General features: G+C 56.6%; 16 protein-coding genes. 9 read left to right on the forward strand and 7 right to left on the reverse strand.

What is annotated here, in order from left to right:
* Positions 1-11 precede the first annotated feature (11 nt).
* Together JYG33_RS09010 and JYG33_RS09015 are read right to left on the reverse strand one after the other, a co-directional pair.
* Positions 12-347, reverse strand: coding sequence for an AzlD domain-containing protein (locus JYG33_RS09010; protein WP_009460095.1), 336 nt, complete (start codon positions 345-347; stop codon positions 12-14).
* Complete coding sequence (locus JYG33_RS09015) at positions 347-1,033, reverse strand: AzlC family ABC transporter permease (RefSeq protein WP_207875604.1); 687 nt, start codon at positions 1,031-1,033, stop codon at positions 347-349. The genes JYG33_RS09010 and JYG33_RS09015 overlap by 1 nt, the downstream gene beginning before the upstream one ends.
* A gap of 286 nt (positions 1,034-1,319) precedes the next feature.
* Between JYG33_RS09015 and JYG33_RS09020 the strand changes: the two genes are divergently transcribed.
* Both JYG33_RS09020 and JYG33_RS09025 read left to right on the forward strand, forming a co-directional pair.
* Positions 1,320-1,532, forward strand: a complete 213-nt coding sequence (locus JYG33_RS09020) for a zinc-finger domain-containing protein (RefSeq protein WP_189391320.1) — start codon at positions 1,320-1,322, stop codon at positions 1,530-1,532.
* 105 nt (positions 1,533-1,637) lie between these two features.
* Complete coding sequence (locus JYG33_RS09025) at positions 1,638-2,729, forward strand: alpha/beta fold hydrolase (protein WP_207875796.1); 1,092 nt, start codon at positions 1,638-1,640, stop codon at positions 2,727-2,729.
* Between the two features lie 34 nt (positions 2,730-2,763).
* Here the strand turns inward: JYG33_RS09025 and JYG33_RS09030 are convergent, their stop codons facing one another.
* The 4 genes from JYG33_RS09030 to JYG33_RS09045 all read right to left on the reverse strand — a co-directional run bounded on the left by JYG33_RS09030 (position 2,764) and on the right by JYG33_RS09045 (position 6,286).
* Positions 2,764-4,257 (reverse strand): M48 family metalloprotease, encoded by a 1,494-nt coding sequence (locus tag JYG33_RS09030; RefSeq protein WP_207875605.1) that lies wholly within the window; start codon positions 4,255-4,257, stop codon positions 2,764-2,766.
* Positions 4,258-4,274: 17 nt separating this feature from the next.
* The gene (locus tag JYG33_RS09035; protein WP_207875606.1) at positions 4,275-5,129 is read right to left on the reverse strand and encodes a cytochrome c oxidase assembly protein; all 855 of its coding nucleotides are present in this window, start codon (positions 5,127-5,129) and stop codon (positions 4,275-4,277) included.
* 30 nt (positions 5,130-5,159) lie between these two features.
* Positions 5,160-5,495: a hypothetical protein gene (locus JYG33_RS09040; RefSeq protein ID WP_003803097.1), complete on the reverse strand. Its 336-nt coding sequence runs from the start codon at positions 5,493-5,495 to the stop codon at positions 5,160-5,162.
* Between the two features lie 341 nt (positions 5,496-5,836).
* The gene (locus tag JYG33_RS09045; protein WP_222669500.1) at positions 5,837-6,286 is read right to left on the reverse strand and encodes a TM2 domain-containing protein; all 450 of its coding nucleotides are present in this window, start codon (positions 6,284-6,286) and stop codon (positions 5,837-5,839) included.
* 149 nt (positions 6,287-6,435) lie between these two features.
* Here JYG33_RS09045 and JYG33_RS09050 point away from each other — a divergent pair, with 149 nt between their 5' ends.
* The 6 genes from JYG33_RS09050 (at position 6,436) to ruvA (ending at position 11,748) form a co-directional block, all read left to right on the forward strand.
* Entirely contained in the window at positions 6,436-7,596 is a 1,161-nt protein-coding gene (locus tag JYG33_RS09050; RefSeq protein ID WP_207875608.1) for an FAD-dependent monooxygenase, read from the forward strand.
* 95 nt (positions 7,597-7,691) lie between these two features.
* Positions 7,692-8,687: a tRNA dihydrouridine synthase DusB gene (gene dusB, locus JYG33_RS09055; protein WP_207875609.1), complete on the forward strand. Its 996-nt coding sequence runs from the start codon at positions 7,692-7,694 to the stop codon at positions 8,685-8,687.
* A gap of 55 nt (positions 8,688-8,742) precedes the next feature.
* Positions 8,743-8,982, forward strand: a complete 240-nt coding sequence (locus JYG33_RS09060; RefSeq protein ID WP_003803089.1) for a helix-turn-helix domain-containing protein — start codon at positions 8,743-8,745, stop codon at positions 8,980-8,982.
* A gap of 26 nt (positions 8,983-9,008) precedes the next feature.
* Entirely contained in the window at positions 9,009-10,601 is a 1,593-nt protein-coding gene (gene purH, locus JYG33_RS09065; RefSeq protein WP_207875610.1) for a bifunctional phosphoribosylaminoimidazolecarboxamide formyltransferase/IMP cyclohydrolase, read from the forward strand.
* A gap of 1 nt (position 10,602) precedes the next feature.
* Positions 10,603-11,148 (forward strand): crossover junction endodeoxyribonuclease RuvC, encoded by a 546-nt coding sequence (gene ruvC / locus JYG33_RS09070; RefSeq protein ID WP_003803085.1) that lies wholly within the window; start codon positions 10,603-10,605, stop codon positions 11,146-11,148.
* Positions 11,149-11,166: 18 nt separating this feature from the next.
* Positions 11,167-11,748 carry a Holliday junction branch migration protein RuvA gene (gene ruvA / locus JYG33_RS09075; protein ID WP_207875611.1) on the forward strand — a complete coding sequence of 194 codons (582 nt, stop codon included), beginning with the start codon at positions 11,167-11,169 and terminating at the stop codon, positions 11,746-11,748.
* 154 nt (positions 11,749-11,902) lie between these two features.
* On the opposite strand, the gene JYG33_RS09080 is transcribed toward ruvA, so the two are convergent.
* Positions 11,903-12,862, reverse strand: a complete 960-nt coding sequence (locus JYG33_RS09080) for a threo-3-hydroxy-L-aspartate ammonia-lyase (RefSeq protein WP_207875612.1) — start codon at positions 12,860-12,862, stop codon at positions 11,903-11,905.
* 201 nt (positions 12,863-13,063) lie between these two features.
* On the opposite strand from JYG33_RS09080, the gene ruvB reads away from it, so the two are divergent.
* A complete protein-coding gene (gene ruvB, locus JYG33_RS09085; RefSeq protein WP_207875613.1) occupies positions 13,064-14,134 on the forward strand; it encodes a Holliday junction branch migration DNA helicase RuvB in 1,071 nt (356 codons plus the stop codon).
* Position 14,135 lies beyond the last annotated feature (1 nt).

Raw genomic sequence — 14,135 nt, forward strand, 5'->3', positions numbered from 1 at the left:
GCGTCAGGATTTTATGGCATCACGGCACGTATCAGCCAGAACGCCACCATCCCGGCCACGATTACCCAAACAGCATTACGGGTACGGATAAACACCAGCACAGCTACCAGGCTGGCCAGCGCTTTAATATCCAATCGGGGGGTGTCGCCGTAAGCCCAAGGCAAAAGTTCCGGGATAATGATTGCTGCCAGAGCAGCCACCGGAGCAAAGCGCAAGGCGCGCCGCATACGTTCGGTCAGGGGCAGCAAATCACCAAACATGAAATAGCCTGAGCGGGTCAGCAAGCTGCACAACACCAACAGGGCGATTGCACCCAAAACGTACCAATCATACTGCCAATCGCTCATCACCGTGCATCCCTATGCCGTTGCAGTTGTTCTGCCGCCACGCCTGCCAACACCCCGCCAAGCACGGCTGCCACCAGTCCCAAACGTAAAGGCAAGGCCTGTCCGACCCAGGCAATCACACTGGCGGTGATCAAACAGGACCACATGGCGCGGTTATTGACCAAGGGAATCAGGAGCGCCAGCAAGGCCAGGATCGCGGCGAACTCCAAAGACCAGGAGGCGGGTACATAAGCGCTCAATACAATCCCGGACAGGGAGGCAATTTGCCAGCTTAACCAGCCTGGCAAAATAATTCCCAGGTAGTACCAGAGATGCTCGCGCGAACCGCGCTCTTTGGAATCCCCATATTTGGACATGAACAGCACAAACACCATATCACTGGTGATATAGCCCAAACCCAAACGCTTTTTCCAGCTCAGGTGGCGGAAAAACGGCTGCAGGGCCGCCCCAAAAATAATGAAGCGGATATTGACGATAAAGCCAGCGGTAAAAATCAGCCACAAAGGCGCATGGGACTCGATCAGCGGCAAAGCCGTCAGTTGGGCCGAGCCCGCATAGACAAACAGCGTCATCAAGGTCGCCTCAAAGCCACTCAAACCCGACTTGACCATCGCTACCCCGGTCACAAAGCCCCAGACAACGGTGGCAATCATGGCGGGAATAAAGTCGATGAATCCGGCGCGCATATGCACACGATCCTGTGCACTAGGCAACAAGGCCGATATTCTTGTTATGGCTGACACGCCGTCTCCTGAGATGCGCTGCCCACGTGCTGTAAACAGCAGCGACAGCTTTGCTTATGATTTTTCTTATTCTAGAAGCAAAAGCGGGACACGAACATCTTGCTCTCTTGATAAGGTCACGAAAAAACAGGCCGGGTCTTGCTACAATCGCTAGTCTACGCACGTAAAGTTCGGCACCGCCGTTGCGTGCAAGGTATTCTTACCCCTCTCATTGTTTATCAGGAACCCTATGAGCGCCGCTATCGAACCTAAAAAAGCAGATCACGAACTGATTATGGTCGGAGCCGACGAACTGCCCGTGCATTGCCCCCGTCCAGGCGGCACTCTGTGGAACATGCACCCTCGCGTGTATATCGATATCAGCAAAACCGGCGAAGCCGCTTGTCCTTACTGTGGTGCCCGCTACCGCCTGAAAGAAGGCGAGAAGGTTCACGGTCATTAATTTCTGAATCTGGCTTCGTTGGACCCTACTGCTCCCCCCTCTGGCAATGCGATAGAGCCGGGCCCTGCGCCCGGAGCAGATGCGCAACCCTGGCGTCACACAGACGTGGTTGCCCGTCTGGATTCCAGCGCCTGCCCCCTGCCCGCCTGGTTACCTGGCGGGCACGTACAGACTATTCATGGGGCATTTTTTGCCCGCCATCACCACATCGCCTTTGTACGTCAGCGCATTGATACGCCTGATGGCGACTTTCTGGATCTGGACTGGACCGGACCCGGACTGTTTGCAGACAAACTGGCCAGTGGTGCTACAGCCCAACCCGACGCCCATCTCGCCCGCACGGCGGCCCGCCGCTGGATGCAGCCGCAAGATTGGGACAGCCTGCCCAGCAGCGCCGACACCCATGCCCTGGTCTTGTTTCACGGGCTGGAAGGCAGCAGCCGCAGTCACTACATCCAGGCCATTGCGCAATACTTCCGCGCCCGTGGCTGGATTGTCGTGGTGGCTCATTTCCGGGGTTGCTCGGGCTTTCCGAATCGCATGGCACGCGCCTATTACTCGGGCGACTCGGAAGAAATCAGCTTTATTCTGAATACCGTTCGCGGCCATCTGCCCAATGTACGCTGGCACGCGGCTGGCACCTCGCTGGGTGGCAATGCCATGCTGAAATATATGGGCGAAGCGGGCGACGAAGCCTCCTGGCTGCAAGCCTGCGCATCCATTTCAGTGCCGCTGGATCTGGTCACGTGTGGCCGCTACTTGTCCGAGTCCCGCATGGGGCGCTGGTTCTACTCGCCTTACTTTCTTAAAAGCATGCGCAGCAAGCTGCAGGACAAGGCTCACCGCTTTCCAGGCATGGTCGATACAGCACGCCTGAACCAGGCCCGTACCCTGCGTGACTTCGATGATATTTATACCGCGCCCATGCACGGTTTCAGCCATGCACTGGATTATTGGACACGCGCGTCCAGCAAGCCTTTACTGCGCAGCATCAAAATCCCCACGCTGGTCTTGAATGCCCGCAACGACCCCTTTGTGCCGCATGCCAGCTTGCCAACGATTCAGGATTGCTCGGATTCCATCTTGCTGCACCAGCCAGCTCAGGGTGGGCATGTAGGTTTCATCACAGGCAGCATCCCCGGCAATATGGGGTGGCTACCTGCACGGCTGGCCCGCTTTTTTGAAACGAATAGCTAGGTTTGCGTAAAGCGGGCTCCGGCCTTCAAGAACCTCAGGAACGGAAGCGTTCCAACAAGACACGCTCACTTTCCACGCGCTCGCGCAATTGGCGAATTTGCGTATCCAGCTCCGATTGCTGATAAAAGTCTTGAGTCAAATTACGGGCCTGCTGCAACTGTTCCACTGCTGTCGGTAGTGCCCCCACCAATTGGTAGTACTCGGCCATTGTTCGGCGCGCTTTGACACCATCACCCAGACGATCATAGGTTTGAGCCAGTAACTGGTGCAGTTGCGGCTCATCCGGCCACTGCTTGATGCGATCCATCAAGAACAATTGCGCCTGATCGTTTTGCCCCAGTTGCTGCAAGACCTGCACATAGGCCAAGGCGACACCCTGGCTCTTGGGCCAACGCTGCCAGGCTTGTTTGGCCAAGCTCAAGGCACCTTGCACATCGCGATCCGCAATCGCTATACGAATGTCCAGGGTATCCAATTCAGGAGCTTGATATTTACCCTGGGCACGCGCTTCTGCCAGGTGAATACGAGCCTGCTCATAATCCTGACGGCCCTGCGCAATATAGGCCAGACCATACTGAGCGGCCGAACGCTCCAGATCACTTTGTGTCTGATTCGTGCTTTGCAAAGCCTGCTCCAGGACGCGCAAGGACTGCCCACCTCCAGCTTGCATCACCATCAATTTGGCGCGGATATACCAAAACGAAGAAGTGTCCTGGTAATTACTCTCCGGCAGACCCCGCACCCGGTTACTGATATCCGACTCTCGCTGCAGCGACATCGGGTGAGTGCTGGCATATTCATTGGCCGTTGCACGCTCGTTCAGGCGCGAAGCTGCCGCAAGACGCTGAAACATCTGCACCATGCCTTGAGGCTCGTAACCGGCCTTGAGCAGCATCTCGAAACCAACCCGGTCGGCCTCCTGCTCGGCCTGACGCGAAAAGCCCAATTGCCTGTCCACGGCAGCGGCCTGACCAAACGCGGCCGCCCCCATCGCCAAATCCCCACTACCGGCTAAGGCCCCCAACAAGGCTCCGGCCAAGGCAGCAATCAGCAAATGATTGCTTTGTGCACTTTGTGTAATACCACGAGCGACGTGACGTTGCGCCACGTGGGCAATTTCGTGGGCCAACACCGAGGCCAGTTCGGACTCGGATCTGGAGGCAGTAAACAGCCCACTATGAATACCGATATAGCCACCGGGCAAAGCAAAGGCGTTAATGCTGTTATCACGCAAGGCAAACACCGTAACCGGCTGTGCCATCGCTGGGCCATACTGGGCCAGCTTGCGTCCCATATCGGTCAAATACTGATTGATATCCGGGTCCGACACATACTCAGGCGAACGCCTGCCCTGCTCCATGATGGCATTGCCCAGAGTACGTTCCAAAGCGGGAGACAACTCGGCGCCCGAGGCCGCCCCCATGGACGGAATTCCGATAGGCTGCGCCTGTACAGGCAGCACTGGGCTAAACGCCAGCGACAGCGCCAAGGCTAGAGACAGCATGGAACGGACGGGTTTGGACTGCATGGATACTCCCGACAAAATCAATTGGCCCTGGCCATCATAGCGCCTGTTCGTACCCGAGATTCTGGCAAACGGTGACGAGCTGACAAGCGCATCAAGGTGCCCAAGGCATACAAAAGACCAAACACTTCCACCAGACCGGCCAGCACCCACATAATCAGGCCCCCCATGACCTGATCGGCCAAGGCATCCATTCCCGGAATGGCACGGCCGCATAAATCAAAAATGGGGTAAAGATCGTACTCGGTAAAGGTGATGATGGCGCCCACAATCATTTGGGGCACCATCGTGATGACCGGCGAAAGTATACGCCCACCCACCGACAGCCGGGCCGGTGGTGAAGGTCGACGATCAAGAATAAGGTTCCAGTACATGATCCCGCTGATCACCACAGACCAGTTCATCAACCGGTACAAACGCCAGTCCAGCATGGAATAGAACTGCACGGTCGGCAGCATCCAGATCAGGACCAGGAAAACAAACAGGAAAGCGACCAGCACCGGGTTGGTCAAGACAGCCTGCACACGTCGGCCAGTAGGACGACGCAGCCACTGCGCCAGAGCACGACGCCAACTCAAGGGCAAGCCAGCTCGCAAGGTTTGACCCGGATACGCACCCATCAAGAACAAGGGGCCCAGATGATGCAGGATCAAATGCTGGGCCCGATGGATGAAGAACATGCGCTCGGCGTAATAATCCAGGCGCGTGTGCAGGGAAAGGTAGAGGAGAATCAGGCCAATCCAGAAAAAGGACTGGCGCAAAAGATTGGGGCGGTGAACTTGCCGCCCCCGGACGTACAAAGCAATGACCAGCAAAAAGGTCAAAAGCAGAACAGGAGAAAACTCCCAAGGTGTCAGCCAGTCAAGCAAGGACATAGCAGCGCCATCCGCAAATCCAGTTGCGGTTTAGTTTATAGCAATACGCTCCCGTCCTGCCCACTTCACATTCAGCACACCGGGATAATCCCGAATCAGCCGTGCTCGTTGCATCAGTTCTGCTCGCAGTTCAGGCGGGCAGGTCAAGGTAACGCAGGCCGTGTCGTGTGTATCGGAGTGGTCTACCTGGACATTGGCCACGCGGATACCCGCGGTATTCAGGTCCGAGTAGATACGGCGCCGGATCTGGGCCAGATCGCCACGAGGGCACACAACCGTCAAACGGGAGACGGACAAGGGTGCACGGGCACGCAGGGCAGAAGCCTGGATGCCGGCACGGCGCAAGAAGAGATCGAAAATACGCATACATTCCCCCTATTGCACATTAAAGTTGCAACACATCAGGATTCGGAAAGCCAAAGGCTTTCTTAGAGAATGAAATGGCGGGGAATTTAAGGCAGCAGAGTAGCTGCCTGAGACACCACGCCCTGAAACTTCCAGGACGCGGCAAGCTGTGAAGGAATCAGCGGGCCTGAACGCGCCTGGACAAGGTTAAGTCGAAAATGGTTCGACTAGCACTGTCGCCGGGGTCGGGATTCACCACACAGCTCCTATAAAACGAAAGAACCCGTATTGTAACGTGAGCCAAGCCCCTCCACAAGGGAAGTCCTGTGAAAAACCTTTACTTTACAAGGCACTTGATGTGTTTAATACACAGACAGATCCAGCCAGCCCATATAGCGATAAAAGGCCATGATGATGTGCACCAGCCAGAACAGGCTGATATTGGCAAAGGCAACTGTAGACACCACTGCCGTCAGAACACTGGGCCAGCCATGCTGATTATGCTGATCGCTTTGCGGGTTGTAGATGGCATCAAAATTTTGCGGGCTGCGCAGGGCCAGAATCACGGCCTCCACAATACCGGCGCTAACCGGCAGGATCAGCAAATTGGGAAACAGGGAGTCCAGACCGTGTTGAAAAACGATGCTTCCCAGGACGGCCAGCCCCGTAAAAACCAGCGGACCATACCAGAAGCGCCTACCCAAATAGCGGTGGTGTGCGCCCACCGCGCCTAATAATAGAGACAGCCACGCGGCGGTGACTTTATGGCGAAAAGGTTTGGTCTGTTCAAGAGACAAAGTCTGGTGAGACATGCAGGGCATCCAATCCGGGCTTGTGCCAGAGCCTGTCCAGATGACAAGGCCCCACGCATTGCGCACAGCTACCATTTGCTTAAGGCCAATTTGGCAGCCACCTTCCCGTACAATACCCGAATTACTTCCTTGCCGTCATGAGGTTCCCCATGAATGCCACCGACTACGACATCGCCATTTGTGGCGCCGGTCCCGTAGGCGCATCTTTGGCGCTGATGCTGGCTGCCCAGCACCCAAGCCCATCACGCATAGCCGTCCTGGGGAAAAACTTCAATCTGGCCAGCACAGAACATAGCCAAGGCGATCCACGTACCCTGGCCCTGAACCACGGTAGCCGCCGCTTGATTCTGAATCAACTCAAGGCCTGGCCCGAGCGCGCCGCCTTGATGCGCACCGTGCATGTCTCCCAAAAAGGACGTCTGGGCCGTTGCCTGATTCAGGCGGATGAGCTGGGTGTGCCCGATCTGGGCGCAGTCGTTCATTACGATGATTTGCTCTGGGCCCTGCACGCCCGGCTTCGAGACAGCGGTGTCACCTTGCTGCCCGCCCAGGAAGCTCGCACACATTCCGCCCCAAAACAAATTCTGATTGATCACGATGCAGGTCAAGCCAGCGCCTTGATTGCGGTGCAATGCGATGGCGTACGCCCCACCGGGGTACGACGCGATTACGGGCAGCACGCCTTGCTGACCACGGTACGCGCCAGTCAACCCCAAACCGGCTGGGCTTACGAGCGCTTTACAGAACACGGCCCCTTCGCCGCCCTGCCTCACCCGGACGCCCCGGATCTGTACGCTATTGTCTGGTGCAACAGCCCCGAACGCAGTCAGTCTCTTGCTGAGCTTCCCGTTGAGGAGTTCCAGGCTGAAATGCGGCAAGCCTTTGGCGAACGACTGGGGCATCTGGAACTGGTTTCCAAGCGCCACATTTTCCCCCTGGCCTTTCATGCTGGCCCCAGCCGCTTGTCCGAGCGCCTGTTGGCCGTCGGTAATGCCGCCCAGACCTTGCACCCCGTTGCCGGTCAGGGCTTGAATCTGGGCTTGCGTGATGTCGCGCAATTGTCACAGTGCCTGGCAGCCTGGCAAGCGGATTGCAGTCAAAACCCCGATCCGTTTTTGGCACGCTATGCCCGTCTGCGTCGCCCCGATCGCTGGTTGACTGCCGCCATCACCGACACCTTGCCGCGCCTGTTTGCTACCAAGAACCCCTTGATCCAGCATGCCTGCGGTCTGGGACTCTTGGCGATGGACACACTGCCTTTCGCCCGACAACCTTTTGCCCGGCAACTGCTGCAAGGCATGCGCGCCTAAGCACTGGCATTGCACAGGCCCCGATCCGGGGCCTACCCCCTTTCACTTGTAAGTCCTTGCCCACGAACCCGTGTCGCAGGGTTAAAATCTCCCCCATGCGTATCGGCCCCTGGACCCTTCCCAACCCTATTTTCATTGCTCCCATGGCTGGAGTCACAGACAGACCTTATCGTCGTCTGTGCAAAACGCTGGGTGCCGGTTATGCCGTCTCGGAGATGGCCGCCAGCAACAAGCGTTTATGGGATAGCGTTAAAACCGCCAGACGCCTGAACCACGAAGGCGAAGCCGATCCGGTCGCCGTACAGATTGCCGGTTCCGACCCTGAAATGATGGCCGAAGCGGCTGTGTTCAATATCAGCAAAGGTGCCCGTATCATCGATATCAATATGGGTTGCCCGGCCAAGAAAGTCTGTAATGTGGCCTCGGGTTCCGCCCTGTTGCGCGACGAACCACGCATCGTTGAAATCCTTGAGCACGTTGTCAAGGCATGTACTCCCTACCAGGTTCCGGTTACACTCAAGACCCGTACCGGCTGGGATGCGCAATCGCGCAATGCTGTTCGTATTGCCCGCTTGGCCGAGGATATCGGCATCGCCGCCCTGACCTTGCATGGTCGCACCCGCTGCGACTTCTACCAGGGCCACGCCGAATACGACACCATACGCGAAGTCAAAAACAGTCTCTCTATTCCGGTCATCGCCAATGGGGATATCGATAGTCCCGAAAAGGCAAAATTCGTACTAGAGTACACCGGAGCGGATGCCGTCATGATCGGTCGAGCCGCGCAAGGACGTCCCTGGATTTTCCGGGAAATCCTGCATTATCTCGAACATGGCGTACATCGGGCAGCCCCCACCTTTGGCGAGTTGCGCGATTGCATGATCGAACACCTGCAAGACCATTACGCTTTCTACGGGCAGCACACTGGAGTACGTACTGCCCGCAAACATATTGGCTGGTATCTGTCGGATATGCCGGACTCCCGACACTGGCTGGATCAGATTAATCGTATCGAAAACTGTGCAGATCAATTAGAAGCCATTACTCACTGGTTTCAAGAATGCGAACTGGACCAGCCTTACCTGCAATAAAAGATCGCTGTGTGGCTCTTTTGTATTTAAGTACTACGTATACCTTCAGAAAAAAATGTCAACGACCAACCCACTAGAACAGTCCGTACGTGAACGCCTCGAACGCTATTTCGCCGATCTGGGCGAATCCGAGCCACGCGATCTGTTGTCGATGGTCATCTCCTGCGTGGAACGGCCTGTCCTGCAAGTTGCCCTGGAGAAATCCGCGGGCAACCAATCCAAGGCCGCAGAAATGCTGGGCATCACGCGTAGTACCTTGCGCAAGAAGCTCAGCGCCCACAATCTGCAACCCTGATTCCTAACTCTCACGTCTCACCTTCCATGAAAATCCAGACAGCTCTTCTCTCTGTCTCCGACAAAACCGGTATTGTCGAATTTGCCCAAGCACTCGCCCAACGCGGAGTGCGGCTTCTATCCACGGGCGGTACTGCCAAGCTGCTGGCCCAGGCTGGCCTGAGCGTCACCGAAGTGGCCCAGCACACCGGTTCGCCAGAAATTCTGGATGGCCGTGTCAAAACACTGCATCCCAAAATTCACGGTGGCCTGCTGGCCCGTCGCGACAGCGCCGAACACCTGAAGACACTGGAAGAGCACGGTATTGACCGTATCGATCTGCTGGTCGTCAACCTCTACCCCTTCCGTGAAACCATTGCCAAGCCTGGTTGCACCTTTGCCGATGCGGTAGAGAACATTGATATTGGTGGCCCCGCCATGTTGCGTGCTGCTGCTAAAAACCATGGCACGCCTGAAGGCGGCGCCTGTGTCGTCATTGACCCTGTCGATTACGAGCGCGTACTGGCTGATATGGATGGCCCTGCTGGTCACCCTTCTTACGGCCTGCGTCTGGAACTGGCTGCCAAGGTCTACGCCCATACTGCCGCTTACGACGGTGCCATTGCCGCTTACCTGACTAGCTTGGCTCAAGCCGAGCCTGCCCAGGAGAGCGCCCCCGAAGTGAACACCTGGCCCAATGTGCTGACCATTCAGCTCAAACAGGAACAGACTCTGCGCTACGGCGAGAACCCGCACCAAAGCGCGGCCTTCTACACAGACGGCACCATTGGCGAAGGTTTGCTGGGTCGCTACAAGCAACTGCAGGGCAAGGAACTGTCCTACAACAATATTGCTGACGCCGATGCCGCCTGGGAATGTGTACGCAGCTTTGACGCGGGCGCTTGCGTCATCGTCAAGCACGCCAACCCTTGCGGTGTAGCCTTGGGCGAAACCGCCGAAGAGTCCTATCGCAAAGCATTCCAAACCGATCCAACTTCAGCCTTTGGCGGCATTATTGCCTTCAACCGCGAAGTGGACGAAGCTGCTGCCCAGGCGATCAGCAGCCAGTTTGTGGAAGTGCTGCTGGCACCTTCCTACACTCAAGGCGCTCTGGACGTGTTTGCTGCGAAAAAGAACGTGCGCGTGCTGAGCATCCAGCCCGGTCAGGCTCACAACGCTTTTGACGTCAAGCGTGTCGGTGGCGGCTGGTTGGTGCAAACGCCCGACACGTTCCGCGATAACACCGAAGGCTTCAAGGTCGTGACGCAAGTCCAACCTACTGCCCAGCAAATGCAAGACATGCTGTTTGCCTGGAACGTGGCCAAGTACGTGAAATCCAACGCTATCGTGTTCTGCGGTCAAGGCATGACACTGGGCGTAGGCGCTGGCCAGATGAGCCGTGTGGACTCTGCCCGCATCGCGTCCATCAAAGCTGAAAACGCTGGTCTGATCCTGCAAGGTTCGGCAGTCGCGTCCGACGCATTCTTCCCCTTCCGCGATGGTCTGGATGTGGTTGCCGAGGCGGGCGCCACCTGCGTGATTCAACCCGGCGGAAGCGTGCGTGATGACGAAGTCATTGCCGCCGCCAACGAGCGTGGAATTGCCATGGTCCTGACCGGCACACGCCACTTCCGTCACTAATATGCGAATCCTGGGCATAGACCCTGGCTTGCGTCGCACTGGTTTCGGAGTGATCGACGCCCAGGGGCCCAGCTTGCGCTATGTGGCCAGCGGGACCATCGTGGTCCCGCCTGATCTGCCTCTGGCAGAGCGGTTAAAGCTGATTCTGACTCACATCACTGAAGTGATTGAGCAAAGCAAGCCCGATACCTCTGCCATCGAAAAAGTCTTTGTGAACAGCAACCCTGCCTCTACCCTTTTGCTAGGGCAAGCACGGGGCGCCGCCTTGTGCGCGCTGGCCGTAGGTGGGCTGGATGTACATGAATACACAGCTTTGCAGATCAAGAAAACCGTCACCGGCAGCGGTCATGCTGCCAAAGAACAAATCCAACTGATGGTTCAGCGACTGCTGCAATTAAATGGCCTACCCGCACCGGACTCGGCCGATGCACTGGCCTGCGCCATCAGCCATGCCCATCACTCCAGTGTGGTGGGTGGCCTGCAAAAAAGCGGAGCCATAACAACAGGCCCGCGCCGTCGCATTCGCGCTGGCCGGATCTTGGGTTAACTCTCCAGAAGGAATGTCATGATAGGTCGCATCCGGGGTACCTTGATCGAAAAACAACCACCCACCATCTGTGTGGATGTAGGTGGTGTCGGTTACGAAATCGATGTTCCCATGAGCACGCTCTACCAAATGCCAGAACTGGGTGCACAGGTCAATCTGTTCACTCACCTGGCCATTCGTGAAGATGCCCACGTACTGTTTGGCTTTTCCAGCCTGAACGAGCGCAGCACCTTCAAGGCGCTGATCAAAGTGACGGGTATTGGTGCTCGCACTGCCCTGTCCTTGCTGTCGGGTATGAGCGCTGAAGAACTGGCCGATGCTATTACGCGCCAGGAGACTTCCCGTCTGGTGAAGATTCCTGGCATAGGCAAGAAAACTGCCGAGCGTCTTCTGCTGGAACTGCGTGGCAAGCTGGGCGCAGACCTGGGCAGCGGCGGTACAGTCAGCGCCGTTCCCAATAGCCGTGATGATGTGCTGCACGCTTTGGAAGCCTTGGGCTACTCCAACAAGGAAGCCACTATTGCTGTCAAAGCCTTGCCGGATGATATTGATGTATCGGAAGGGATCAAGCAGGCCTTGAAGTCTCTGTCACGCGCTTGATACGAAGCTGCAATGTATAAAGAGCCGGGCCATTCATTATGAATGGCCCGGCTTTTTATCTATTCATACGACAGCGTGGCGACTGAGCTTTTATTGATGCGATGATTGGCTGGCCTATCGGCTTACTGCCTGCATCTGCAAACCACTCAATTCATCAAGCGAGCAGACGCCCCAAGGCAGATACATCCACATTCCCGCCACTGATCAGCACGCCAACTTTACGGCCTTGCAAATCACCCTGACGCATTACCGCGGCGGCACCCAAACAGCCCGTAGGCTCCACCACCATCTTCATCCGTTCAGCAAAGAAACGCATGGCCTGAACCAGCTCAGCATCGGGTACAGTCAAAATGTCTGTAACCATGCTGCGGATCAGCTCAAATGTCATGGGAGCCAGCGCTTGCGTCAAAGCCCCATCTGCAATCGATGCGGGTGGCGCAATTTTGACGATCGCCCCACTACGCAAAGACTGCTGCGCATCATCGCCCGCCTGCGGCTCTACCCCAAAAACTTCACAAGCCGGTGCCATGGCCTTGGCGGCCAGCAAGCAGCCCGACAGCAAACCGCCCCCACCTAAGGGAACATAAAATTGCTGCAAATCGGGCACTTCCTGGAACAGTTCCAATGCCGCTGTGCCCTGCCCAGAAATCACATCAGGATGCGCAAAAGGTGGGATCAAAGTCAGACCCTCGCGCTCCACCAAGTCCTGGGCAATCTGGGCACGGTCTTGGGTCAGGCGATCGTACTCAATCACTTTGGCCCCGTAACCGCGCGTCGCAGCAAGCTTAAGAACCGGCGCATCCGAATTCATGATGATGGTGGCCGGTATACCCAAGAGCTTGGCTGATAAGGCCACGGCCTGAGCATGATTACCCGAAGAAAATGCCACGACACCGGCTTTTTTCTGTTCATCCGTCAAACGCGCCAGTGCATTGAAACCACCTCGGAACTTGAAAGCACCAATACGCTGAAAGTTCTCGCATTTGAAGTAGACTTCGCCATTCAGGCGCTCGTTCAATGTAGTGGAAGTCAGGACCGGGGTGCGGTGTGCCACGGGCGCCAAGCGTTCTGCGGCAGCCACAACATCAGCAAAATCAGGTAATTCCAGGGACATGGCTAAAATCTCGTTTGAAAACTCCAACCCACATTATGCGGGATGCCAAGCGAAGCAGCCTAGACCCATCGGCACAAAACGATCCTCCCTGTAGAAGAGCGACGATCTGCATAAGCACTCTGTGCACGCTGCCACGAGCCTCAGTACTCAGGCGGCTAGCGCTTGGTGTACCATACTGTATATTCAATCAGCGTAGTCATCATGGCCATACACTCCGATTCGCTCTCCAGCCTGCCTTCTGAACAGCGCATCATTACGCCTAAACCCTTGTCGCCCAACGAAGAGTCCATCGAGCGCGCCTTACGGCCCAAGATGCTGGAGGACTATGTCGGGCAAGCTCGTGCGCGTGAACAACTAGAAATTTTCATCGCTGCTGCTCGACAACGTCAGGAGGCCTTGGACCACGTTTTGCTGTTTGGCCCGCCCGGTCTGGGTAAAACCACTCTGGCGCACATCATTGCCCATGAAATGGGCGTGAATCTACGTCAAACCTCCGGCCCCGTGCTGGAGCGCCCTGGCGATCTGGCTGCTCTGCTGACGAATCTGGAACCCAACGACGTCCTGTTTATTGACGAAATCCATCGTCTCTCCCCCGTTGTCGAAGAAATTCTGTACCCGGCCCTGGAAGACTTCCAGATTGATATTTTGATTGGTGAAGGCCCGGCCGCCCGCAGCGTCAAACTGGATTTGCAGCCCTTTACCCTGGTCGGCGCGACAACCCGAGCAGGCATGCTGACCAACCCCTTGCGGGACCGTTTTGGCATTGTGTCCCGTCTGGAGTTCTATGACGTCAAGGATTTGACGCATATCGTGGCGCGCAGCGCCCGCCTGCTTAACGTCAGCACGACAGACGAAGGCACTTACGAGATCGCCCGCCGCTCTCGCGGCACACCCCGTATTGCCAACCGACTCTTGCGCCGGGTGCGCGATTACGCCGAGGTCAAAACTGGCGGCGTCATCCATACCGACTGCGCACAAGCCGCCCTGTCCATGCTGGAAGTGGACCCGCAGGGCCTGGATTTAATGGATAGAAAACTGCTGGAAGCCATCATCCATAAATTTGACGGTGGCCCGGTTGGGGTAGACAGCTTGGCCGCTGCCATTGGTGAAGAGCGCGACACTATTGAAGATGTCATCGAACCCTATCTGATCCAGCACGGCTTTTTGCAACGCACCCCCAGAGGCCGCATTGCCACCCTGAACACCTGGCGTCACTTGGGGCTAACGCCACCACGTAACACTCAGGGTCAGGAATTGTTCGACGCCGAATAAG

This window comes from Alcaligenes sp. SORT26 (assembly GCF_017377875.1).
GTDB lineage: Bacteria > Pseudomonadota > Gammaproteobacteria > Burkholderiales > Burkholderiaceae_B > Alcaligenes > Alcaligenes parafaecalis.

Bases quoted from the DNA above. Each gene is read 5' to 3' on its own strand.
- JYG33_RS09010 (WP_009460095.1), bottom strand. From the start codon at position 347: ATGAGCGATTGGCAGTATGATTGGTACGTTTTGGGTGCAATCGCCCTG.
- JYG33_RS09015 (WP_207875604.1), bottom strand. From the start codon at position 1,033: ATGCGCGCCGGATTCATCGACTTTATTCCCGCCATGATTGCCACCGTT.
- JYG33_RS09020 (WP_189391320.1), top strand. From the start codon at position 1,320: ATGAGCGCCGCTATCGAACCTAAAAAAGCAGATCACGAACTGATTATG.
- JYG33_RS09030 (WP_207875605.1), bottom strand. From the start codon at position 4,257: ATGCAGTCCAAACCCGTCCGTTCCATGCTGTCTCTAGCCTTGGCGCTG.
- JYG33_RS09035 (WP_207875606.1), bottom strand. From the start codon at position 5,129: ATGTCCTTGCTTGACTGGCTGACACCTTGGGAGTTTTCTCCTGTTCTG.
- JYG33_RS09040 (WP_003803097.1), bottom strand. From the start codon at position 5,495: ATGCGTATTTTCGATCTCTTCTTGCGCCGTGCCGGCATCCAGGCTTCT.
- JYG33_RS09045 (WP_222669500.1), bottom strand. From the start codon at position 6,286: ATGTCTCACCAGACTTTGTCTCTTGAACAGACCAAACCTTTTCGCCAT.
- JYG33_RS09050 (WP_207875608.1), top strand. From the start codon at position 6,436: ATGAATGCCACCGACTACGACATCGCCATTTGTGGCGCCGGTCCCGTA.
- dusB (WP_207875609.1), top strand. From the start codon at position 7,692: ATGCGTATCGGCCCCTGGACCCTTCCCAACCCTATTTTCATTGCTCCC.
- JYG33_RS09060 (WP_003803089.1), top strand. From the start codon at position 8,743: ATGTCAACGACCAACCCACTAGAACAGTCCGTACGTGAACGCCTCGAA.
- purH (WP_207875610.1), top strand. From the start codon at position 9,009: ATGAAAATCCAGACAGCTCTTCTCTCTGTCTCCGACAAAACCGGTATT.
- ruvC (WP_003803085.1), top strand. From the start codon at position 10,603: ATGCGAATCCTGGGCATAGACCCTGGCTTGCGTCGCACTGGTTTCGGA.
- ruvA (WP_207875611.1), top strand. From the start codon at position 11,167: ATGATAGGTCGCATCCGGGGTACCTTGATCGAAAAACAACCACCCACC.
- JYG33_RS09080 (WP_207875612.1), bottom strand. From the start codon at position 12,862: ATGTCCCTGGAATTACCTGATTTTGCTGATGTTGTGGCTGCCGCAGAA.
- ruvB (WP_207875613.1), top strand. From the start codon at position 13,064: ATGGCCATACACTCCGATTCGCTCTCCAGCCTGCCTTCTGAACAGCGC.